Annotated in this window: 26 protein-coding genes; 14 read left to right on the top strand and 12 right to left on the bottom strand. The window is 37.7% G+C overall.

Features of this window, described 5'->3' with window-relative positions; translation table 11 throughout:
* Positions 1 to 260: 260 nt before the first annotated feature.
* Genes mnhG through AC1FXP_RS06245 form a run of 7 tightly spaced genes read right to left on the bottom strand, consistent with a single transcriptional unit; the run spans position 261 to position 6,027 of the window.
* Positions 261 to 614 (bottom strand): monovalent cation/H(+) antiporter subunit G, encoded by a 354-nt coding sequence (gene mnhG / locus AC1FXP_RS06275; RefSeq protein ID WP_480059525.1) that lies wholly within the window; start codon positions 612 to 614, stop codon positions 261 to 263.
* A complete protein-coding gene (locus AC1FXP_RS06270) occupies positions 607 to 882 on the bottom strand; it encodes a Na(+)/H(+) antiporter subunit F1 (protein WP_480059464.1) in 276 nt (91 codons plus the stop codon). Before AC1FXP_RS06270 ends, mnhG begins: the two co-directional genes overlap by 8 nt.
* On the bottom strand, positions 882 to 1,358 hold the full coding sequence (locus AC1FXP_RS06265; RefSeq protein ID WP_480059462.1) for a Na+/H+ antiporter subunit E: 477 nt from the start codon (positions 1,356 to 1,358) through the stop codon (positions 882 to 884). The genes AC1FXP_RS06270 and AC1FXP_RS06265 overlap by 1 nt, the downstream gene beginning before the upstream one ends.
* A gap of 5 nt (positions 1,359 to 1,363) precedes the next feature.
* Positions 1,364 to 2,845, bottom strand: a complete 1,482-nt coding sequence (locus tag AC1FXP_RS06260; RefSeq protein WP_480059460.1) for a Na+/H+ antiporter subunit D — start codon at positions 2,843 to 2,845, stop codon at positions 1,364 to 1,366.
* A complete protein-coding gene (locus tag AC1FXP_RS06255) occupies positions 2,838 to 3,176 on the bottom strand; it encodes a Na(+)/H(+) antiporter subunit C (protein ID WP_480059458.1) in 339 nt (112 codons plus the stop codon). The genes AC1FXP_RS06260 and AC1FXP_RS06255 overlap by 8 nt, the downstream gene beginning before the upstream one ends.
* A complete protein-coding gene (locus AC1FXP_RS06250) occupies positions 3,176 to 3,601 on the bottom strand; it encodes a Na(+)/H(+) antiporter subunit B (RefSeq protein WP_480059523.1) in 426 nt (141 codons plus the stop codon). Before AC1FXP_RS06250 ends, AC1FXP_RS06255 begins: the two co-directional genes overlap by 1 nt.
* An 8-nt stretch (positions 3,602 to 3,609) precedes the next feature.
* Positions 3,610 to 6,027: a Na+/H+ antiporter subunit A gene (locus tag AC1FXP_RS06245; RefSeq protein WP_480059456.1), complete on the bottom strand. Its 2,418-nt coding sequence runs from the start codon at positions 6,025 to 6,027 to the stop codon at positions 3,610 to 3,612.
* 395 nt (positions 6,028 to 6,422) lie between these two features.
* On the opposite strand from AC1FXP_RS06245, the gene AC1FXP_RS06240 reads away from it, so the two are divergent.
* A complete protein-coding gene (locus tag AC1FXP_RS06240; RefSeq protein WP_480059454.1) occupies positions 6,423 to 6,653 on the top strand; it encodes a hypothetical protein in 231 nt (76 codons plus the stop codon).
* 54 nt (positions 6,654 to 6,707) lie between these two features.
* Here AC1FXP_RS06240 and AC1FXP_RS06235 read toward each other — a convergent pair whose 3' ends face one another.
* On the bottom strand, positions 6,708 to 6,848 hold the full coding sequence (locus tag AC1FXP_RS06235) for a sporulation histidine kinase inhibitor Sda (protein WP_480059452.1): 141 nt from the start codon (positions 6,846 to 6,848) through the stop codon (positions 6,708 to 6,710).
* A 515-nt stretch (positions 6,849 to 7,363) separates the two neighbouring features.
* On the opposite strand from AC1FXP_RS06235, the gene yqeH reads away from it, so the two are divergent.
* Genes yqeH through AC1FXP_RS06195 form a run of 8 tightly spaced genes read left to right on the top strand, consistent with a single transcriptional unit; the run spans position 7,364 to position 12,771 of the window.
* The gene (yqeH, locus tag AC1FXP_RS06230) at positions 7,364 to 8,473 is read left to right on the top strand and encodes a ribosome biogenesis GTPase YqeH (protein WP_480059450.1); all 1,110 of its coding nucleotides are present in this window, start codon (positions 7,364 to 7,366) and stop codon (positions 8,471 to 8,473) included.
* 29 nt (positions 8,474 to 8,502) lie between these two features.
* Positions 8,503 to 9,348 carry a shikimate dehydrogenase gene (gene aroE, locus AC1FXP_RS06225; protein WP_480059448.1) on the top strand — a complete coding sequence of 282 codons (846 nt, stop codon included), beginning with the start codon at positions 8,503 to 8,505 and terminating at the stop codon, positions 9,346 to 9,348.
* Positions 9,342 to 9,635 (top strand): ribosome assembly RNA-binding protein YhbY, encoded by a 294-nt coding sequence (gene yhbY / locus AC1FXP_RS06220; protein WP_250095803.1) that lies wholly within the window; start codon positions 9,342 to 9,344, stop codon positions 9,633 to 9,635. The genes aroE and yhbY overlap by 7 nt, the downstream gene beginning before the upstream one ends.
* A 23-nt stretch (positions 9,636 to 9,658) precedes the next feature.
* Complete coding sequence (locus AC1FXP_RS06215) at positions 9,659 to 10,273, top strand: nicotinate-nucleotide adenylyltransferase (protein WP_480059521.1); 615 nt, start codon at positions 9,659 to 9,661, stop codon at positions 10,271 to 10,273.
* Entirely contained in the window at positions 10,227 to 10,796 is a 570-nt protein-coding gene (gene yqeK / locus AC1FXP_RS06210; RefSeq protein WP_480059445.1) for a bis(5'-nucleosyl)-tetraphosphatase (symmetrical) YqeK, read from the top strand. Before AC1FXP_RS06215 ends, yqeK begins: the two co-directional genes overlap by 47 nt.
* Positions 10,796 to 11,149: a ribosome silencing factor gene (rsfS, locus tag AC1FXP_RS06205; protein WP_480059443.1), complete on the top strand. Its 354-nt coding sequence runs from the start codon at positions 10,796 to 10,798 to the stop codon at positions 11,147 to 11,149. Before yqeK ends, rsfS begins: the two co-directional genes overlap by 1 nt.
* A complete protein-coding gene (locus AC1FXP_RS06200; RefSeq protein ID WP_480059441.1) occupies positions 11,149 to 12,006 on the top strand; it encodes a CvfB family protein in 858 nt (285 codons plus the stop codon). Before rsfS ends, AC1FXP_RS06200 begins: the two co-directional genes overlap by 1 nt.
* An 18-nt stretch (positions 12,007 to 12,024) precedes the next feature.
* Positions 12,025 to 12,771 (top strand): class I SAM-dependent DNA methyltransferase, encoded by a 747-nt coding sequence (locus tag AC1FXP_RS06195; protein WP_480059439.1) that lies wholly within the window; start codon positions 12,025 to 12,027, stop codon positions 12,769 to 12,771.
* Between the two features lie 61 nt (positions 12,772 to 12,832).
* Here AC1FXP_RS06195 and comER read toward each other — a convergent pair whose 3' ends face one another.
* The gene (gene comER / locus AC1FXP_RS06190; protein ID WP_480059437.1) at positions 12,833 to 13,657 is read right to left on the bottom strand and encodes a late competence protein ComER; all 825 of its coding nucleotides are present in this window, start codon (positions 13,655 to 13,657) and stop codon (positions 12,833 to 12,835) included.
* A gap of 71 nt (positions 13,658 to 13,728) precedes the next feature.
* Positions 13,729 to 13,983 carry a DUF2533 family protein gene (locus AC1FXP_RS06185; protein ID WP_480059435.1) on the bottom strand — a complete coding sequence of 85 codons (255 nt, stop codon included), beginning with the start codon at positions 13,981 to 13,983 and terminating at the stop codon, positions 13,729 to 13,731.
* Positions 13,984 to 14,050: 67 nt separating this feature from the next.
* Here AC1FXP_RS06185 and AC1FXP_RS06180 point away from each other — a divergent pair, with 67 nt between their 5' ends.
* The 3 genes from AC1FXP_RS06180 to AC1FXP_RS06170 all read left to right on the top strand — a co-directional run bounded on the left by AC1FXP_RS06180 (position 14,051) and on the right by AC1FXP_RS06170 (position 17,633).
* Positions 14,051 to 14,662, top strand: a complete 612-nt coding sequence (locus AC1FXP_RS06180) for a helix-hairpin-helix domain-containing protein (RefSeq protein WP_480059433.1) — start codon at positions 14,051 to 14,053, stop codon at positions 14,660 to 14,662.
* A gap of 70 nt (positions 14,663 to 14,732) precedes the next feature.
* The gene (locus AC1FXP_RS06175) at positions 14,733 to 15,311 is read left to right on the top strand and encodes a ComE operon protein 2 (RefSeq protein ID WP_480059431.1); all 579 of its coding nucleotides are present in this window, start codon (positions 14,733 to 14,735) and stop codon (positions 15,309 to 15,311) included.
* Between the two features lie 78 nt (positions 15,312 to 15,389).
* A complete protein-coding gene (locus AC1FXP_RS06170) occupies positions 15,390 to 17,633 on the top strand; it encodes a DNA internalization-related competence protein ComEC/Rec2 (protein WP_480059429.1) in 2,244 nt (747 codons plus the stop codon).
* Positions 17,634 to 17,735: 102 nt separating this feature from the next.
* Here AC1FXP_RS06170 and AC1FXP_RS06165 read toward each other — a convergent pair whose 3' ends face one another.
* The gene (locus AC1FXP_RS06165) at positions 17,736 to 17,870 is read right to left on the bottom strand and encodes a YqzM family protein (RefSeq protein ID WP_250095792.1); all 135 of its coding nucleotides are present in this window, start codon (positions 17,868 to 17,870) and stop codon (positions 17,736 to 17,738) included.
* A 411-nt stretch (positions 17,871 to 18,281) separates the two neighbouring features.
* On the opposite strand from AC1FXP_RS06165, the gene holA reads away from it, so the two are divergent.
* Positions 18,282 to 19,310 (top strand): DNA polymerase III subunit delta, encoded by a 1,029-nt coding sequence (gene holA, locus AC1FXP_RS06160; protein ID WP_480059427.1) that lies wholly within the window; start codon positions 18,282 to 18,284, stop codon positions 19,308 to 19,310.
* Positions 19,311 to 19,350: 40 nt separating this feature from the next.
* Here the strand turns inward: holA and rpsT are convergent, their stop codons facing one another.
* Positions 19,351 to 19,617, bottom strand: a complete 267-nt coding sequence (gene rpsT, locus AC1FXP_RS06155; protein ID WP_034747726.1) for a 30S ribosomal protein S20 — start codon at positions 19,615 to 19,617, stop codon at positions 19,351 to 19,353.
* Between the two features lie 220 nt (positions 19,618 to 19,837).
* Between rpsT and gpr the strand changes: the two genes are divergently transcribed.
* Positions 19,838 to 20,959 carry a GPR endopeptidase gene (gpr, locus tag AC1FXP_RS06150; RefSeq protein ID WP_480059425.1) on the top strand — a complete coding sequence of 374 codons (1,122 nt, stop codon included), beginning with the start codon at positions 19,838 to 19,840 and terminating at the stop codon, positions 20,957 to 20,959.
* Positions 20,960 to 21,269: the final 310 nt, after the last annotated feature.

Here is a 21,269-nt window from a genome sequence, read left to right as displayed (position 1 = left end):
TAAGACAAAGCAACGGTTCCGCTCATTGCTTAAAGGCCATTGAAAAAGGTAAAAACCACACCTTTTTCAGTGGCCTTAAAAACCGACCTTTTTCAGTGCCCTCTTTAAGGGTGTTTTAGAGACTGAGTAAAAGAGTATATAATATCAAGAAATAACGAGTAAAACGGCTCCTGTGCTTCTTGGGGGGCAATAATGATGAGACATCATTTAAAAATGTAAAGAACAAAAGGCCCGATTAATTTCGGGCCTTTTGCATTCAATTATTGTGGTTCATTCATTTTCTTTTCATACATCTTCTTTAAATCATCTTGCCCGCTTTTTTCCCAAAGTGGAACTCCTGTACGGTAAGCGGCTCTGGTTACCATTAAGGCAGCAACTGGAGCAGTTAAGAATACAAACAAGATAGCTAGCAAGATTTTTCCAGCAAATATTCCTTCAACCCAAAGGAAGAACAAGAAAGTTGCTACCATAATCGAAATAACACCGAGTGTTGCACTTTTCGTCGCAGCATGAGTACGTCCATATACATCTGGAAAACGGATTAAGCCGATTGAACCAAGGAGACTAAGTAAGCCCCCTATAACAATAAAGATACTTAGGACAATTTCAGTCACGTTCAAAGACAACACCCCTTTCAATAAACTTAGATAAGGCTATTGTGCCAATAAAGGCAAGAATACTAATAACAAGAATTACTTCTGAATAGGCAAGAGTTTCTTGCAAAATCATAAGCAAACCGATAAAACCAATTAGATTAATTCCAAATGCATCGAGAGCCACAATCCGATCAGGCATAGTTGGTCCAATAACCGCACGAGTAAAGCAGACGAATAATGATATTGCCAATATTATTAACGTAATAGTTAGGACTGTTTGGAACATTATTTCGTCACCTCCAATATCGCGCGTTCAAATGTGTTGTGAATTTGACGAATCATTTCTTCTTTATTAGGAACATGAATCGAATGGATATAAATGTATTTGTTATCATCTGAAAAATCCATTGATAGAGTTCCTGGTGTTAAAGAAATAAGAGATGCAAGCAATGTTAATTCCCATTCTGTTTCTAGCTTTGTTGGAACCGCTACAATACCCGGTTCTATATCAAGCCTAGGTTTAAGTACAATCTTAATAACATCAATGTTAGCTAAAATAAGCTCTTTGAAGAAAAGTAAAGTTAATTTGATAAACGCCCATACACGCCGGAAGTAAAAATCAAATTGTAGAAACCTCCGTAATACATAGAGAATGAAGATACCTATTACATACCCAACTAGAAAATCAACACCAGTATAGCTGTTTTGTAGAAAGGTCCAAATGAGCGCGATGACAATGTTTAACAATATTTGAAAGGCCATAGCAACTACTCCTTAAGAACAGATTCGATGTAAATCGATGGATCTAGGATTTGTTCTGATACCTGTAATAAATAAGCGATAACAGGCTCAGCTGCAATACCAATAATAATTGATAATGCTACAAGCGGAAGGATCGGCAGAATTAGCTTGCCAACTTTTATTTTTGCTTGTTCCTCTGTATGTTTTTGTTCACCCCAGTATACATACATGAAAATCTTCACCATCGAGAAAAGGGTTAACATTCCAGTTGCAAGTGCAACAGCTGTTATTACATAATTGCCTTCCTCAAAACCAGCTATAACAAGTGGTAACTTACTAAAGAACCCACTTAATGGTGGAATTCCCGCGATCGACATTGCCATGATAAAGAACAGCCAAGCTAGGTATGGATGAGTTTTAAGAATTCCACCCATTTTTTTAAGTTCCGTTGTCCCTGTTATTCGTTGAGTAGCACCGGCAAATAGGAACAAGGCAGATTTAACAATTATATTGTGAGCAATATAAAGGATCCCAGCGGCAATAGCAAGTGGCGAATAAATACCGAGTGCCATTACCATGTATCCAATCTGACTGATGATGTGATAGGAGAGAATCATTTTAAAGTCAAAGTTGGAAACAGCTCCAAGTCCTCCTAAAACCATCGTCAAACCAGCTATTACTAGGATGAGATTGTGTGTAAAGCCAGGATCATGAGTGAATATAAGTGTGAAAGAACGGATAATTGCATAAATCCCTACTTTCGTTAGTAATCCACCGAACAATGCAGCAATCGCTGCAGGTGGCCCAAAGTATGAACGTGGGAGCCAGAAATAAAGTGGAAAGAGTGCTCCCTTCATCGCAAAAACAAAAAACAAAACAATGGCAATAACATTGAGTACACCTGTTTGTTCAAGTGCTGCTACACGTTCTGCAATGTGAGCCATATTCAAAGTTCCAGTTACCGCATAGACATAGGCAATCGCAACAATAAATAAAATAGAAGCAAATACGTTTATGATCACATATTTTAGTGACTCTCGTAACTGAAACTTCGTCCCCCCCATAACAACTAGAACATAGGAAGAAATTAGCATCACTTCGAAAAATACGAACAGGTTGAAAAGGTCACCTGTTAAGAAAGCACCATTAACGCCAGTTAGTAAAAAGAAGTAAAATGGGTAGAAAAAATACTTCTCTCGTTCAGGTGAGATTGTTTGAAAAGCAAAAAATAAACAAACAACCCCAATCACACCACATAAAACAACCATTACCGTTGCAAACATATCAGCAACTAAAACTATTCCAAATGGTGCTGGCCAATTACCAAGTTCCAAAACGCCAATTCCGTTCTGATAAACATGAATGGCAAGGTAGATTGAAATTAGTAGCATACCAATAGCTGTAAATCCGCTTATTACACGTTGAAGCGTATGGTGTTTTGCAAATAATATTAAAATTGAACCTATTATAAACGGGACTAAAACCGGTAAGATAATTAAGTTATTCATCAGCAGATCCCCTCAATTGGTCTAAATCATCAGTTTTATGTTCTTTATAAGTTCTATAGGCAAGAACAAGCAAGAAAGATGTGACCCCGAAACTAATTACAATGGCTGTAAGAATAAGAGCTTGCGGTAGCGGATCCGCATAAGCATCTGCCCCTAAACTTAACAGCGGTGGTGTACCCCTTTGTAAGCCTGCCATTGTTAAGAATAACAAATGAGCGCCGTGTGATAACAGCATAAGCCCAATCACAACACGTAATAAACTTCTAGTTAAAATCATATACGTTCCGACCATGAAGAGGACACCGACAGTGATGGATATCAGTATTTCCATTATGCATCATCCTCCGCAACTGTTAAAATAGTAAGTAAGGTAATTCCCACAACGACTAAATAAATCCCTAAGTCAAATGGCAATGCTGTTGTAAGCTCAGTCTCTCCTAAAATAGGGAGTTGATAGTATTCGAAAAACTGAGTGAGAAAAGGATAGCCAAATAGCATACTAGAAACACCTGTTGCAATTGAGAGCAAAAGTCCAATTGCAATAATCGAAGTATAATTAAATGGCAACGCCTTTTTCATGCTCTTCATATCGAAGCCAATATACATTAATAAGAGAGCACATGCTGTCATTAACCCTCCAATAAACCCTCCGCCGGGATTATTATGACCGGCGAAGAATAAGTAAATCGAGAAGGTTAGAATGAGGAAGGTGACAACTCTACTTAGAGTATGAAGCATTACTTCATTTGACTTGATTCGTTTCTTCACACATCTTCCCTCCCTGTCATTCGTAGTTTAATAAGTGTTACAACACCAAGAGCTGCAATTCCAAGTACAAGTACTTCGAGTAAGGTATCTAACCCACGGAAGTCTACTAGGATAACGTTAACCATGTTGTAGCCACCAGCAAGCTCTTTTGAATTCTGAATGAAATATTCAGCAATTGATTCAAAATTAGCTTCATTTCCGAGTGCTGCTGAACTTAGTCCGATAGCAGTCACAAGCCCGCCAACTGCTATAGAAATAATCAAATTAACTATATTAAAACGTGGCTTGAACGATTCTTTGCGTAGCTCGGGTAAGTGATAAAACGCAAGCATTAACAGAACTACCATTACAGTTTCAACTAACAACTGGGTTAATGCTAAGTCTGGTGCCCGGAAGACAACAAAGAAAACTGCTAGTAGAAAACCAATTACACCAACGACAATGACCAACGTAATACGGTGGTTAATAAATGGTATCGTCAAAGTTGCAGCAATAAATACAAGACTTAAAACCCACATAAATGGATCAATTCCAGTAACGTTGGTTGTGTCAATTGCAAATGCATCGTAACGATACATTGTATAGCCAAAGAGTAAAATCATAAATACACACATATAAACAAAATAATCTCGGAGTAACCCAGTCATCTGAATACGTGTAACGAATTGAGAACCACTGACTAGACCTGATAAAGAATTGTCATAGAACCAGTTAAGAGGGTCTCGCTCTTTTTGATAAAACGCCATTTCTGACCATTTTTTCATCATCATATAAATGAAGATACCTACTATGACGACGCCAATAGTCATAAATAGTTCTGTATTGAAACCATGCCAGTGATAAATGTTGACATAAAACCTTTCATCTGCTTCTAAAAGGTTTGGAAGAATGGCAGCCATAGCCGGTTCAATCAGTGTGTAAGCAAGCAAATTAGGAAAGAGGCCAAAAATAACTACTAGAGAACCTAGAACAATTGGACTGATTAACATACCAATTGGAGCCTCGTGCACATGTTTAACATCATAGTTTTCTGGTTTGAACTTTCCCGTGAACGTTTTGAAGAACATCACCATACAGTAAACAAAAGTAAAAACACTAGCAATCCAAGCAAGGATAGGGAAGAGAACCCCCCATGTTTGCATATTGAATATATCTAGTTGTGTAGAATTTAAAACCCCTGTAAAAAACATTTCCTTACTCAAAAAGCCATTAAATGGTGGAAGCCCTGCCATTGATGCAAGACCGATTAAAGAAATCGTAAATGTTACAGGCATAATTGTCATTAAGCCGCCAAGTTTACGAATGTCCCTCGTACCAGTCTCGTGATCAATGATTCCAGCAGTCATGAACAAGCTACCTTTAAACGTAGCATGGTTAATCAGATGGAACACAGCAGCAAGAATAGCTGTTGTATAGATTGTCTCTGTTCCGTATCCATAGTAAAGGGATGCCGAACCTAGACCTAGTAAACACATAATCAACCCAAGCTGACTAACAGTAGAGAAAGCAAGGATGGATTTCAGGTCTTTTTGACGAACGGCAGATATCGATCCCCAGCAAAGTGTTATGATTCCAAATATGGACAGGATCCAGAACCATTCTGCAGCTCCGCCAAATACAGGTGTAAGACGAGCTACTAAATAAATCCCAGCCTTAACCATTGTGGCTGAGTGCAAGTAGGCACTTACTGGTGTAGGTGCTTCCATGGCATCCGGTAACCAGATATGGAATGGGAATTGTGCTGATTTTGTAAAAGCACCCAGTAAAATTAGGAGCATCGCAGGTAAAAAGAGAGTACTTGTAGTTACTAAATCAACGTTAGCAATGATTTCACGAATGCTGAATGTTCCTGTCACTATATACAGGAGGGTGAAACCACCAAGCATCGATAAACCACCAAATACAGTAATTAGTAATGATTTTTGTGCTCCGTAAGTAGATTTCTCACGGTGAAACCAATAGCTAATTAATAGGGAAGAAGCTAAACTTGTTAATTCCCAAAAGACATATAGGACAATTAGGTTATCTGATAAGACAACACCTAACATTGCCCCCATAAACATTAACAAGTAAACATAAAAGTTGTTAAGCTTCTCAGTCTTTTTAGACAAGTAGTAGATCGAATAAAGAATAACTAGTGTCCCAATCCCTGTTATTAACAGTAGAAACAGTAAACTTAACCCATCCAGATAAACAGTAAAATTAATCCCAAGAGAAGGAACCCAAGGGACAGTGTACTTAATAACTTCTCCAGCGGACGTTATCGGCAAATACTGGATGAAATAAATAAATAAGACGAGCGGGAGTACAAGGACAAACCACCCCGTATGTATTGGTCTTACGTACTTATACAAAAAAGGGATCAAAATGGCTAACAAAAATGGGGAGATTGTAGCCCAATGCAAAACCGTCAATTGACATACCTCCTTTTTTTCTTTAACAGTGTAACTTGTGAACTTCCTTCATTTACCCTCAAAATTCTCCTGCAGAATACACAATCCTTAAGGCTAAATAAAAGTATAACCTACTTTTTAGACACATGCATCCAAGACATCTTTAGCATTTACCAATTTTCAATAACTTATTAAATATGTAGAAATGAGAAAAAATAAAAGAAAAATTTTTTTTTTGCAAAGTAAAACTAGAGGGTTTCCATGATTATTTTGTTGAAATTGGAAAAAGTATGTATATTTTTTAGTGAGGTGCGACAGTCTATAAACAAAAGCAAGTTTAATTTTTGAAAGTGAATGTTAAAAGTTCAGGATATGGGATATGAAACGAGAGTTACCTAAAAATAGGAGTGACAACGATGAACAATAAGCAGAAGGGGTTAGCGGCAGTATGTATTTTTCTTGTCCTATTTTCTGGTGGGTGGTACGCTAATGAATTTAATAATCGTACGATTCATGAGAAGGGGCTTGATGGGCCGAACAATGTGACAATCCAACAACTGCATGATAATGTCGTTCCGACTACATTCCCGTTCCAGCCAAGAGAATATATTCGTATTGGCAATCGTGCTCCAGAACGTAGTGAATGAGTTGGCAGACAATAAAAAAAAGGGCAGCTATCATTGTGATGGCTGCCTTTTGCATTATGAAGATAATTTTATTTTATCAGAGAGGGAACGTTTCGCTATTTCCATACGTATTAATTCAATAAAATCATGGCTCAAGTTTAATTCAACGGCTTTGTAATATGTCTCAATTAATAATTCATCAGAAAGGTTTTGCATTTGTTCCTGTCAAAATTCGACAGGTTCACCTCCTCCATATTTAGTTTGGCCAAGTTTATAGGAATAGAATCAGTTCTAAGTGAATAAATTACTAAGTTGTGCTTAATGTGCTTTAATCCTATCATGACTCCAGAAATAGAACAACTGTTCTACTTATCCACACTGCTAGGTGGATAAGTTGTTAGTTTCCTGTTTATTACCAATAAGAAACCCTTATGATATTAAGGGGATAGCGTGTATAAAGTTATCCACAGGTGTTGATTAGTGCTTAGTTTTGTCGAAAAATTTTTAAAAAAGTTGGAAATAATAACAGTTTTTTTAAACAGCGTCGTTTTTTGACCATTACATTTGAAAAAAAAAATAACAAAAGGTATAGTTAAAGTTTGGTAGACGTGGCATTTACTACGTAAAACAATGTCAACAATCGGCAATTCAACTGTCGGGATGAATGGATCGATTGTCTCTCATAATAAGAAGTAAGCAGGTTAAGAAGGATGAAAAAGTAGGAGGATAATATGGAAGAAAGAAATACAATTTGTGCAGGTTGTGGTGTAGTGATCCAAACTGAGTCAAAAGAAAGTCTAGGTTATGCACCCGCATCTGCACTAAAAAGAGATGTGATTATTTGTCAACGTTGTTTCCGTCTAACTCATTATAATGAAGTACAAGATGTTTCACTAACTGATGACGATTTCTTGAAAATATTGAATGGCTTAGGACAAAAGAAAGCATTAATAGTGAAAATTGTTGATATTTTTGACTTTACAGGAAGTTGGCTACCGGGCCTGCACCGATTTGTCGGTGGAAATGATGTTTTGTTAGTTGGAAATAAAGTAGACCTTTTGCCAAAATCACTTAATCATAACCGATTAGTAAATTGGATGAAAAAGTCTGCAAAAGATCTCGGTTTAAAGCCGATCGATGTTTTATTGATGAGTGCTGAAAAAGCAATTGGAATAGAGGAGGTTGCTTCTGAGATAGATCGATTGCGTAAAGGACAGGATGTATATATTGTCGGCTGTACAAACGTTGGGAAATCAACATTTATCAACCAAATGATTAAGGCATTTGGCGGGGATACCGAGCAGTTAATTACAACTTCTCACTTTCCTGGAACAACATTAGATATGATTGATATCCCACTTGATGATGGAAAAGCATTATATGATACTCCGGGAATTATTAATCATCATCAAATGGCTCATTATATAGATAAGCAAGAGCTAAAAGTAATTACGCCTAAAAAGGAAATAAAGCCAATGGTCTTCCAATTAAATGAAGGACAAACATTATTTTTAGGTGGGCTAGGGCGTTTTGACTTTGTTACAGGAGATAGAACATCCTTTACTTGTTATGTTTCAAATGAACTAAATATTCACAGAACGAAAAGAGAAAAGGCAGAAGAGCTTTATCAAAATCATTTAGGTGAGCTTTTAACGCCTCCGGGCAACAAAAGCAGGGAATCACTTCCTCCACTTGTAAAGCATACATTTCGTATTAAAGATAAAAAAGTTGACATTGTCTTTTCAGGATTAGGATGGGTCACAGTGAACGGAACGGATTTAGAAGTAGAAGGTTATGCCCCAAAAGGAGTTAATGTCACAATTAGAGAATCAATTATATAAGAAGAACGTTTTGTTGGGAGGAGTTATAGGTGGGGAAAGTCTTTGGTTTATTAGGTCATCCGGTAGGGCATTCAATGTCTCCGAACATTCATAACGACGCTTTTAAACAGATTGGAATTGAAGCAACGTATCATGCTTTTGATGTAGGGCCCCAATTCGTCAAAGAAGCCGTTCATGGAATACGAGCTTTGCAAATAGTTGGCTGCAATGTGACTGTTCCACATAAGGTTGTTGTTATGGAATATTTGGATGAGATCGATGAGGAAGCACGTCTTATAGGTGCTGTCAACACGATTGTCAATCAAGATGGAAAGTTAATTGGATACAATACAGATGGTCGTGGGTTTGTTCAGTCATTAATAGAGGAACTAAATGAGGACCTGAAAGACAAACGATTATTACTGATTGGCGCAGGTGGTGCTGCAAGGGGAGTGACTACCGCACTTATGCTACATGGCATTGGGCACCTTGCCATTACAAATCGAACATTAGAAAAGGCAGATCCGATCGTGCACTTGGCAAAGACGTTGAAGACTCCAGCCGAAGCGGTTGATCGTGCACAAGCAGAAAAGAATCTAGATGAGTATGATGTCATTATTAATACGACTTCTGTTGGAATGAGTCCAAATATAGAGGAGATGCCACTTGACTTAGGAAAATTAAAAAGAGAGGCTGTAGTTTGTGACCTTATTTATAACCCGTTAGAAACAAAGTTATTGAAAGTGGCAAAAAGGAAAGGGGCCACAACAATCAATGGTGTTGGAATGTTTGTCAATCAAGCTGCACTTTCATTTGAACACTGGAATGGAGTAACCCCTGATCGAAATCGGATGAGGAAAATAGTTTTAGAACAATTAGGAGGAACAACATGTTAACTGGTAAACAAAAAAGATTTTTACGTTCAAAAGCTCATCATTTAAACCCAATTTTTCAAGTGGGAAAAGGTGGAGTAAATGATAATATGAGTAAACAAATAGAGGATGCATTAGAAGCAAGAGAACTACTAAAAATTAGCATCTTGCAAAATTGTGAGGAAGAGAAAGATGACGTCGTAGAACGACTTGTTGCACAAACAGGAGCAGAGCTCGTTCAAGTCATTGGGAACACGATTGTCTTATATAAAGAATCTAAAGAAAATAAGGAATTAGTTCTCCCTTCTTAAGTAAAGAGCAGGAGAGTGAAATGATGAAAAAAATTGGATTATTTGGAGGAACATTTAATCCTCCTCATTTAGGGCACTTGTTATTTGCTCAAGAAGTGTTAGTTGAATTTGAATTAGATGAAATTTGGTTTATTCCTGTTAATGTTCCCCCGCACAAAGAAAGCGATGATCTTGCTTCAAATCAAGATCGAGTAGATATGCTTGTAGGGGCTACAGATGATCATGAACAATTTTATGTTAATACGATTGAGTTAGAAAGGGAAGGACCTTCATACACAATTGACACAATGAGACAGTTGAAACAATTATATCCAACTTATGAATTTTATTTTTTGATTGGTGGAGATATGATTGAGTATTTGCCTAAATGGGAAAAAGTCGATGAATTATTTGAGTTAGTTACATTTATAGGTGTGAAGCGTCCGGGGTCTTCGGTGGATACAACTAATTATTCTAAGCAGGTTCGTCTTTTGGAAATGGCCCAAGTTGATATTTCATCAACTGCGATTCGCAAGAGGGTTCAAGAAGGGAAACCAATTACGTATATGGTTCCAAATAGTGTGGAAGCATTGGTGAAAGAGAGGGAGTTATATGAACCGAGAACAAGCATTAGCCATCGTGAAACTTCATCTCACTGATCACCGATATATTCATACACTAGGAGTAGTAGAAACTTCTATCGATCTTGCTAATCGCTTTGGTGCGGATCAGGAGAAAGCGGAGCTCGCTGCTATTTTTCATGATTATGCAAAATTTCGCGATAAAGAAGAAATGAAAAAGGTCGTTCAGGAAAAACTAGTAGATAAATCGTTTCTTGATTACGGAGATGAGCTACTACATGCACCATGCGGCGCATATTTTGTGAAAGATGAAGTTGGCATTGACGATAAAGAAATACTAGATGCCATTTACTATCATACAACAGGAAGACCAGAAATGACTCTTTTGGAAAAAGTCGTTTTCTTAGCTGACTATATTGAACCTGGTCGAAAGTTTAAAGGTGTTGATGAAGTTCGTGAGATCGCAAAAGTCAATTTAGATGATGCGATAATTCAAGTGCTTGAAAATACAATTGGCTTTCTAATGAAACGAAGACAACGTGTTTATCCAGATACACTTGCAACATATAATCATTTAATTAAACAAAAAAAGGAGAAGTGATGTTAGTGAATGAAACTTTATCACTTGCAGTAAAGGCGATTGATGATAAAAGAGGAGAAAATATTGTTGCACTAAATATGCAAGGTGTTTCACTGATTGCTGATTATTTTGTCATTTGTCATGGTAATTCAGACAAGCAAGTCCAAGCTATTGCATATGAATTGAAAAAAGTAGTCCAAGAACAAGGTATTGAAATTAAACGATTAGAAGGGTTCGACCAAGCAAGATGGGTTCTTATTGATTTAGGTGATGTCGTTGTACATGTGTTCCATAAAGATGAACGAGTTTATTACAATTTGGAGAAATTATGGGGAGATGCCCCTGTAGTAGAATTAGAAGGGGTATTAGGCTAATGGAATTGAAGCCTGGTTATAGTGTTAAGTTGGAGGTTATCCGAAAAGCGAATTTTGGCTATTTTTTAAGTGACGGAAAATCAGATATTCTTCTGCATGAACGTGAAGCGAAGGAAGTTATCGAAATAGGAGATCGGGTTGACGTCTTTTTGTATCATGACCACCAAGGACGGTTAGCTGCAACAATGGAAGAGCCTTTTCTAAAAATGGGTGAAGTTAAATGGTTAGAAGCAGTTGAAGTAAAAACAGGGCATGGTGTTTTCTTTCAGAACGGTATCTCTAGAGATCTTTTCCTATCAATGGACGAGCTCCCTTACGATCGTGAACAATGGCCTAGGCCAGGTGACAAACTCCCTCTGTCATTGACATGGGACAAAAGAGGTCGCTTAATGGCTAAGCTCGTGAAAGGAGAGCCTGTTGAAAAAGCTGCCAAAAAAGCTCCAAAAGAAATGATGAACAAAGAAGTAAGTGGCCATGTTTATCATTTTCTTGACGAAGGTGCTCTGCTATTAACGGATGAAGAGTATATTGCTTTTCTTCATAATGACGAAATGAATGGCACGCCAAGATACGGAGAGTATATAACAGCTCGCGTGCAATTTGTTCGGGATGATGGTCGAATTAATGTCACGATGAATCCGCTTAGGTCTGAACAGCAAGAAGAAGATGCAGAGCGTATTTACACATTTTTGCAAGAGCGAGGCGGTTCGATGCCTTATTGGGACAAAACTCCACCAGAAGATATAGAGTTAAGATTTTCAATAAGTAAGGCTAAATTTAAGCGTGCCCTTGGTAAATTAATGAAAGAAAATAAAATTGAACAGCGAGACGGTTGGACGCATATAAAGAAGTCGTAAAAGGAGACTATGAGATCGATGAATTATCAAGCGTTTGCTGCTTTGTACGATACGTTAATGGCGGATGCGCCTTATGACAAATGGATCGATTATATGCATGGACAACTACACAAGTCCAATCTTTCGGAGAGCCGGGTTCTTGATGTTGGATGTGGTACGGGGGAACTATTGGTCAGGTTGAATGATTTAGGTGCCGAAGTAGTGGGGGTCGATTTATCAGCTGAAATGCTTGCTATTGCAAAAGAAAAATGCGAGAAAGCTGGTTTTTCCCCCTTATTAATTCAGCAATCAATGACGGACTTAGAAGGCTTAGGACAGTTTGATGTTGTCACTGTCTTTTGTGATTCCCTCAATTATTTGGAAACCGAGCAGGAAGTTGTCGATACGTTTAAAAGTTTGTTTCAGCAAATGAAGGAAGGAGCCATTCTTTTATTTGATGTCCATTCAGTTTCGAAAATAGAAGAAGGCTTTATTGGACATACGTTTGCTGAAGATGCCGGTGAAATTGCATACATTTGGACTTCTTTTGAAGGTGATCACCTATATAGTGTTGAACATGAATTAACGTTTTTTGTACAGAATGAATTAGATTATTATGAACGAATGCTTGAATTACATAAACAGCGAACTTATCCGGTTGAACAATATAAGCAATGGCTAGTAGAGGCCGGGTTTTGTGATATATCTATACAAGCAGATTTCACTAGTGAATATCCTACAAATAAAAGTGAACGAATTTTCTTTTGTGCACGGAAAAACTTATAGAGGAATTTAGAAAAAAATAACGAATAAGAACCAGGAAGAGCCTCTAAGCTCTTCCTGGTTCTTATTTTTTCGTGAAAGATTCAGAAATTAATTCTTGATCTTCATAATACTTCGCATGTGTTTGTTGGAACAGATGATCAAACATCGCTCCAATTTCAGCTTCTAACACTTTTATTCCTTCTCCAGTTATCCCTCCAGGAACACAGACGCGTTCTTGTAACGTCGGTAAGGTGAAATGTCCTTTTTCTAATAACTTACCCATTCCAATCATCATATTCGTAGCAAGAGTTGTCGCATCCTCTTGAGTAATGTCGGTTTGTCTGACTGCCCCATCAATAAATTGTTGCATGATATAGCTAAAAAAGGCAGGACCGCAGCTTACGATATCAGAAGATACTCGTGTAATGTTCTCGTCGATAACTAAAGGCTCAGAAATTGATGACATTAAATTTGTCACAAATGTGCGGTCTTTTGGATGACATCTATTTCCAAAACTTAATAGGGAAGGTCCCGTCAAGGCTCGATTCAGAATACTTGGAATCGCGCGGGCAACTTTACAACTGACCATTTCCTCTAATTGAACAACTGAAATGGGACTTGTGATAGAGATTAATAATTTGTTTTTATCACATACATGAGTAATTTCGCGTAACACACTTGGCATCTGTAAAGGCTTGGTGCATAAAAAAATGACATCTGACTGCTTTGCTGTCGATATTGCATCAGGTGCAATCTTAAGGTCGGGAAAGCGTTCCTGTAAAACTTGAGCTTTTTCTCTATTTCGATTAGTTATGACAAATTGGTGCGGAGAAATGGCACCAGATTCTATGAATGATTCAAGTATAATCGTCCCCATACTACCTGTTCCAATTACTCCAATTTTCAAGATAGCCCCTCCTTCATACGATTATCGTTATGACTAAACGTATGAGGCTGAAAGGGATGTTATGACTTCAATTATTTTTCATTTAGATAATTTCCGACCATTTCAGGGGTCACAAGCTTTCGAGGTGGAAACTGAAACTGCATGGCAATTTGATTCATTTCTTTGGTGATCTGGTTAATTTCTGTTGTTTGAATTATTTTTCCTGATTTGGCTAATTCGAGCACGCTCGCAATTGCACGCTCCCTTTGGGCATCTAATGCTAGAAATTGTTTTTGTGCTTCACGATGTTTCTTTACTTGTTCTGCAATTTGTAAATGTACAGTCATTGATTATCGTCTCCTTACTATTCTTCGTTGTTTTTTTTAACCTATCAAAAATGAAAGGTGTGTTCATATGTTGAAAAAAATAGCTAGTTTAAAACAAGCAGGGGCAATAGTTGCATTCATACTAATAGTCAGTTTAGTATTGTTTCTGCATTTTAGCAATCCCAAAGAAGAAGAAGTTGTATTTGATTGGAACGAATACCAAAAGGAGCTTACTCAAGGTGAGCAACTTCCTGCAAGTATTGAGAGTAAAACGAGTCTAGTGGTAGATGTAAAAGGTGCGATTAGAATTCCCGGAGTCTATGAGTTAGAAGGAGGCGCGCGAATTGTGGATGCAATTGAAATTGCGGGAGGATTCAGGGATGATGCAGATGAATTAAAGTTGAATCTAGCTCAGTTGTTACATGATGAGATGCTAATTTATGTACCGAAAGAAGGGGAAGAGGGTACTACTGAATTAATATCTCATGGAGTAGGGGAAAATGATGGAAAAATAAGCATTAATGAGGCTACGGTAACGGATCTTGAACAACTTCCGGGAATAGGACCGGCCAAAGCCGCTGCGATCATTACTTATCGTGATGAATATGGTCCATTTAAAGGAATAGATGATTTATTACAAGTATCTGGGATTGGACCAAAATCGATTGAAAAGCTTCAAGAACACCTTATATTTCGTTGAAATTCGATAAGCATTGACGTTACTGCATCTTTTTTCTAAACTAACTATATGAAGATTAGGAGGATAAACTGTGCAAAGAATTTCTTGGGATCAATATTTTATGGCACAAAGTCATTTATTAGCGTTAAGAAGTACTTGTACCCGTCTAATGGTGGGAGCAACAATTGTTAGAGAAAAACGAATTATTGCAGGTGGCTACAATGGCTCTGTTTCTGGTGGTGCTCATTGTATAGATGAAGGTTGTTATGTTGTAGACAACCATTGTATCCGAACGATACACGCAGAGGTAAACGCCCTTCTTCAATGTGCGAAATTCGGTGTTCCGACAGAAGGATCTGAGATTTATGTGACGCATTATCCTTGTGTGCATTGCTCGAAAGCAATCATCCAGGCAGGCATTAAGAGTGTCTACTATGCAAAGGATTATAAAAATCATCCTTATGCAGAAGAGTTGTTTAAAGAAGCAGGGATTCAAGTTGTTCAAGTAGAGTTAGATGAGATACGCTTGGATCAACACCATCTTGATAAGATGAAATTCACAGCAGACTTGATAGATAAATTAGATCAAGCGGGTGTTGCAGCAGAAGACTTACAAGAGTTACGTAATCAAGCGAATTTTTTGTTTACACAAAGTTTTTTTAAGGGGTGAACCAACATTCTTCACCTCTTTTCTCTTCTCCCAATAGTTGCTACACTTGGCCTCTTTTTAGCTCTAAGAGGAGCGAGTGTGCCGTATCTACTCATCCTTACTGCCTTCCTCCTTTTTTGCCTATTACATCGTCAATTTTTCAAACTTAAGGTTCTTCTTTTCACTTTCACTTTTCTTGTTTATTATTTTGTGGGTATATATACAGTTGATCAAAGAGAAACGGTATTTGTAGCTGGTGAACAGACTATTTACGGTAAAGTTCAGATTATTCCTGTTATAGATGGTGATTCATTATCAATGCGGCTTGAAAGTAATAAAAAAGAACTGATTCAAATTCAAGCATATCTTTATGATGAGCAAGAGCAACAACAAATGAAATCCATTTTAGTCGGTGATTCGTGTAAAATCAGTGGTGTTCTCTCTCAGCCATTGCCTCCTACGAATTTTGGACAATTTGATTATAAGCGTTATTTATACGAGCAAAATATATTTTGGATTTTAAGACCGAATCGAGCAGGCATCCAGTGTATTAGTACGGATAATCATGGTTATTTTATGAAGTTACAACGGTGGCGTCAAAACCAACTACGAAAAATTGAACAGAACATTAGCTCAGATTTTAGTGGCATTATGAGCGCTTTAGTTTTTGGTGAAAGAGTAATGATGGAAGGTGAGTTGTTAGAAGCTTATCAAAGATTGGGTGTCATTCATTTACTCGCTGTTTCAGGTTTGCATGTAGGGTTGATTGTAGCCGCTAGTTTTTATATGTTAATTAGAATCGGTGTAACGAGGGAGCGATCAATGGAGGTGCTTCTATTTATGCTGCCCATCTATAGTGTGATTGCTGGTGCAGCCCCTTCTGTTATCCGAGCGGCGCTTATGGCTATGGTTGTTCTATTATTTATGCGGATGAAGTTACGAATTCCGCCATTTTTAGGTATTGTCGTTGTGTATTTAGGTTATGTTTTATTTAAGCCGTTTATTATATTTCAACTAGGGTTTCAGTTATCCTTTTTAGTCTCTTTTGGACTAATTACTTCGGCGCCTATTATTCAACGACGTTATAATCAAGCAGGTTTCCAGCTAGTGGCAATTACGATTGTTTCTCAACTCATTTCCTTTCCGATTATCCTTCTTTATATGTATGAAATTCCTATTTTGAGTCTTCCATTGAACGTAATCTATATTCCTTTTATTTCGTTATTTGTCCTTCCGTTAACCTTCATATCCTTTCTCATATCCTTTTTTCTACCAACAAACTATAATGTGCTCCTTTATTTATTAGAATCAGTTGTCCCTATCGTTCATCATTTTCTTTTGAAAGTAGCAGAATTAAAATGGGCGACTCTTATTGTTGGAAAACCGTCTACGTTAATTATGTTCCTTTTCTATGTCAATATCGTCTATGGATTTGTAAGTTGGGAAAAAGGAGGAAAGTTGTGGTGGAGAACTCCGTTGTTCTCCCTAAGCTTGATCCTTTTAGTTCAACTGTCACTTCCATATTTAGATTCAAAGGCAAAAATCACCATGATTGATGTAGGACAAGGAGACAGTTTTCTTATAGAGCTTCCTAATCGTAAGGCAGTTTATTTAATTGACACCGGTGGGACGATCTCTTTTATGAATGAAGATTGGAGAAGTCGACGAAGGTCATTTGATGTAGGAGCTGATATTGTTGTGCCAACACTAAAAGCTCAAGGTATCCGAAAAGTCGATCGGTTAATTTTGACACACGGTCATCTTGACCATATAGGTGGTGTGAAAGCTTTAGCCCGGAGTCTTGCAATTAAAGAAGTATTATATAGTAAGGGGCCGGTAGAGGGAGAATTTGAGCGTGATCTATTGAATGTTTTATCGGGAAATGGAGCGACTATTCATTTCATTAATGAAGGGATGGGTTGGAATAAAGGTGGTTCTTCGTTTGCTGTATTATCACCTGTTGGAACAGAATCTGACTTAAATGCAAGGTCTATCGTACTTTTGGCAAATGTGGAGGAGGTATCCATTTTATTTACTGGGGATTTGGAAGAGGAAGGCGAAAGGAGACTGCTTAGAGTTTATCCTGAACTCCAAGTTGATATCTTAAAAATCGGTCATCATGGTAGCAAGACTTCAACTACAGAGCCTTTTCTACAACAATTGAGACCAAAAGCGGCTTTCATTTCAGTTGGGCGCAATAATCGATTTGGTCATCCTCACCCTGATGTTATGAACAGGTTAGAGGAACAAGAGGTTACAATTTGGCGCAGTGATCTAAATGGCGCTGTCCAACTGTTAATAAAAAACAAAGAGGTAAACGTAAGAACTCGAAAAGGTCAGTAAGGAAAAGGAATAGGAAAAAGAGGGGTCTAGCGTACTGGAAAAGGTAAAAGCACCTTTTAGTAACACCTAGACTCCCTCTTTTATCTGTTAGACCATCTGTTCTTACATACCACTAAATACATCTACAATTGTAGCGATTACGAAAAGGGTTGCAAAGAAACCAAAAGGAATGATAAATCCAACAGCAGAATCAATTGCATCATTACGTTTGCATTGTACTTCTTTTTCAAAATGCATCTGGCATTCCTCCTTATTCAAATTCAAGTATACGGGATGGGCTAAAAAAATGCTAGGTAGATTGTTCGCCAATTTGACAAAAATATGAATGGTTCAATAAATTGTAAAAAAAATTTCAGATAGATTGGTTTGTCTGTAAAGAGTTGTCACCTATACTTTCGGTTTGCATAGGATATTATAAATAGTGCAAGGCGGTCATGGTTATCGTCGTAAGTAAGAGGTCCCGGGTTCTTATTTTACGGCGTTTATCATAAATGGGGGTCTGGCATTTGCGTAGCTAGACCCCTTTCTCATTTTTCTTGTCATATGGACGATCATTGTCTATCCTAAGAAGAGGACGAGCACAATAAACTCCTATAATAATATTCCCAAAAATTATGGGAAATAAGCAAGTGAAAATGAGGAATGAACATGTCATATTTAAAAATAAGAAAAGAAATTCAAAGTGGGAATATAAAACCAGTTTATTTTATGTATGGGACACAAACGTTTTTAATGGAAGATCTATTGTTTCAAATTGTAAAACATACAGTTGGTGCACAAGATGATCCAAATGTTATAACGTATAGTCTCCAAGATACACTGCTTGATCTTGCTGTGGAAGAGGCAGAAACGTTTCCTTTTTTTGGTGGAAAAAAGGTCGTAATTGTAAAAGATTTCTCCCTTGTTTCGACACAAAAGCCGGATACAAAATTAGAACATGATCTACAACGTTTGCAACAATACATAGAGCAGCCTTCGCCGGAAGCGATATTTATTTTATCAGCACCTTATGAAAAGTTAGATGAACGAAAAAAAATTACGAAAGCACTCAAGCAAAAAACAACTTTAGTGGAGTGTTTCCCTTTTGATGATCGAATGCTGTCTGAGTGGCTTGATGACCAAGCCTCAGCAAAAGGCTTTCAATTTACACCTGATGGAAAAGAACATTTGCTTGAACGTGTAGGCCCGCAGCTTTTATTACTTGCATCTGAAATGGAAAAGTTGGCCCTGTATGTAGGAGAAGAAGGGCAGGTAGATGGGAAGGTTGTCGGTCTTCTTGTGGCCCGTTCATTGGAACAAGATGTGTTTGCATTAATTGAATTTGCAGTGAAACAAAGATTAGATAAAGCATTATCTATTTATCATGATTTATTAAAGCAAAAAGAAGAACCGCTAAAGTTATTGGCGCTAATTGCAAGGCAGTTACGAATATATTATCAAGTAAAGGAAATGAGTCGAAGAAGCTATTCGCAGAAGCAAATAGCGTTGCAATTAAAGCTACATCCGTATGTTGTCAAGTTGGCAAGCCAACAAATGAATAATTTTGATGATCAGCGTCTCCTTCAATTATTAGAAGCTGCAGCAGATACTGACTATGCAATTAAATCAGGTAAAATGGAGAAAGTTCTTGCGGTCGAACTGTTGTTAATGAAATTAGCAAGTGTTCATGCAAGTTGAAAAGAAAAAGCACACGAAATCGATTCGTGTGCTTTTACCATTATGCAGAAAGTCCGTTAAGCTTTTTCGCAAGACGAGACTTTTGGCGAGATGCTGCATTTTTATGAATAAGACCTTTGTTAGCTGCTTTATCAAGCTTCTTAGTAGCTTCAGTGAAAGCTGCTTTCGCTACTTCAACGTCACCAGCTTCTACTTTTGCTTCAAAGTTCTTGATAGCAGTACGTAGAGCGGATTTAACTGAAATGTTTTGAGCACGACGCTTGTCAGCTGTTTTCACACGTTTGATCGCAGATTTAATGTTTGGCATATCATTCACCTCCTAATACATGTTGTTCAGGTTTGATCCCAGTCCATCTATTTATGAACGGTTTCGCTTCTTTTTCAAGGTACGTTGACACATTTCGCATCATTCATACAACAAATTGCATTTTACCAAAAATGACGCATGATTGCAATAGAAGAATGAAAACACGTGTGAGCGGAGACACTACATTCACGAGAGAGTCTATACTAGGAGTGTGGTCCAAATGAGTGAAGAATTAAATCTTGACCAATATCAAATACGTACTGATTTAGCGGTGGAAGCGCACCAAATGGTGTTAGAACAAGAAGAAAAGGCTGCTAAAGGAATGCCTCCAAAAGAGGTAAATGGGGTTCAAATAGATGAAGAAACAGTAGATGGTGTTTCAATCACAAGGGTAGTCATTGATGAAGTTGGTGCAAAAAGATTAGGGAAGAAGGCCGGAAATTATTTAACATTCGAAGCGCTTGGAATTCGAAAAAAGGATACGGAATTACAGGAAAAGATGGAACGTGTCTTTGCCAATTCATTTTCTGCCTTTTTAAAAGATATTGGAATTAAAGAAACTGATAAATGTCTCGTTGTAGGTCTTGGAAATTGGAATGTTACACCAGACGCGTTAGGTCCTATTGCTGTAGAAAATTTATTAGTAACAAGCCATTTGTTTAAATTAGCCCCTGAACAAGTTCAAGATGGATTTCGTTCAGTTAGTGCGATAACACCTGGTGTCATGGGGTTAACTGGGATTGAAACGAGCGATGTTATTTATGGTGTAATCGAAAAGACAAAGCCAGATTTTGTAATCGCCATTGATGCATTGGCTTCGCGCTCAATTGAAAGGGTCAATTCAACGATTCAAATTTCGGATACAGGTATTCACCCTGGAAGTGGGGTTGGTAATAAACGTAAAGAACTAAGTAAAGAGGCGCTAGGAATTCCAGTTATTGCTGTCGGTATCCCTACAGTTGTTGACGCGGTATCAATTACGAGTGATACGATTGATTACGTATTAAAACATTTTGGAAGAGAGATGAAAGAAGGAAATGCACCGTCTCGTTCTCTTGCACCAGCTGGGATGACATTTGGTGAAAAAAGGAAATTAACAGACAAGGATTTACCAAATGAACAAAAGCGTTCAACAATTATGGGGATGGTCGGGAATTTACCTGAAACAGAAAAGCGCCAGTTAATCCAAGAAGTACTTGCGCCGCTTGGTCATAATTTAATGGTGACACCAAAAGAAGTAGACGTATTTATTGATGACATGGCTAATGTTATCGCAGCCGGCTTAAATGCAGCCCTGCATCAAAAAATAAATCAAGAAAATGTAGGAGCATATACACACTAGAGAGAGAAGCCGCCGTAAAGGTTTTAAGCTTTTTGAGTGAACTTCTCGAAAAGCGCACGGCGAGCGGAGCCATTGCAAAACATATACGCGCAATCCAAAGAGAAAAGGGGTGATTTTCCTCTTTTCTTCTCTCTCGATGCAATGAGAGAAGCCGCCGTAAAGGTTTTAAGCTTTTTGAGTGAACTTCGCAGGAAAGCGCACGGCGAGTGGAGCCATTGCAAAACATATACGCGCAATCTAAAGAGAAAAGTCCTTCATAGGAAAGGGATTGCCGTTCCCCGCTTTATTTGTTTAGTGTTGTTAAATCCAA

The organism is Halalkalibacter sp. HAAS-P013 (assembly GCF_056619925.1).
The sequence above is the reverse complement of the archived record's forward strand: the minus strand, read 5'-3'. Positions and strand labels throughout refer to the sequence as shown.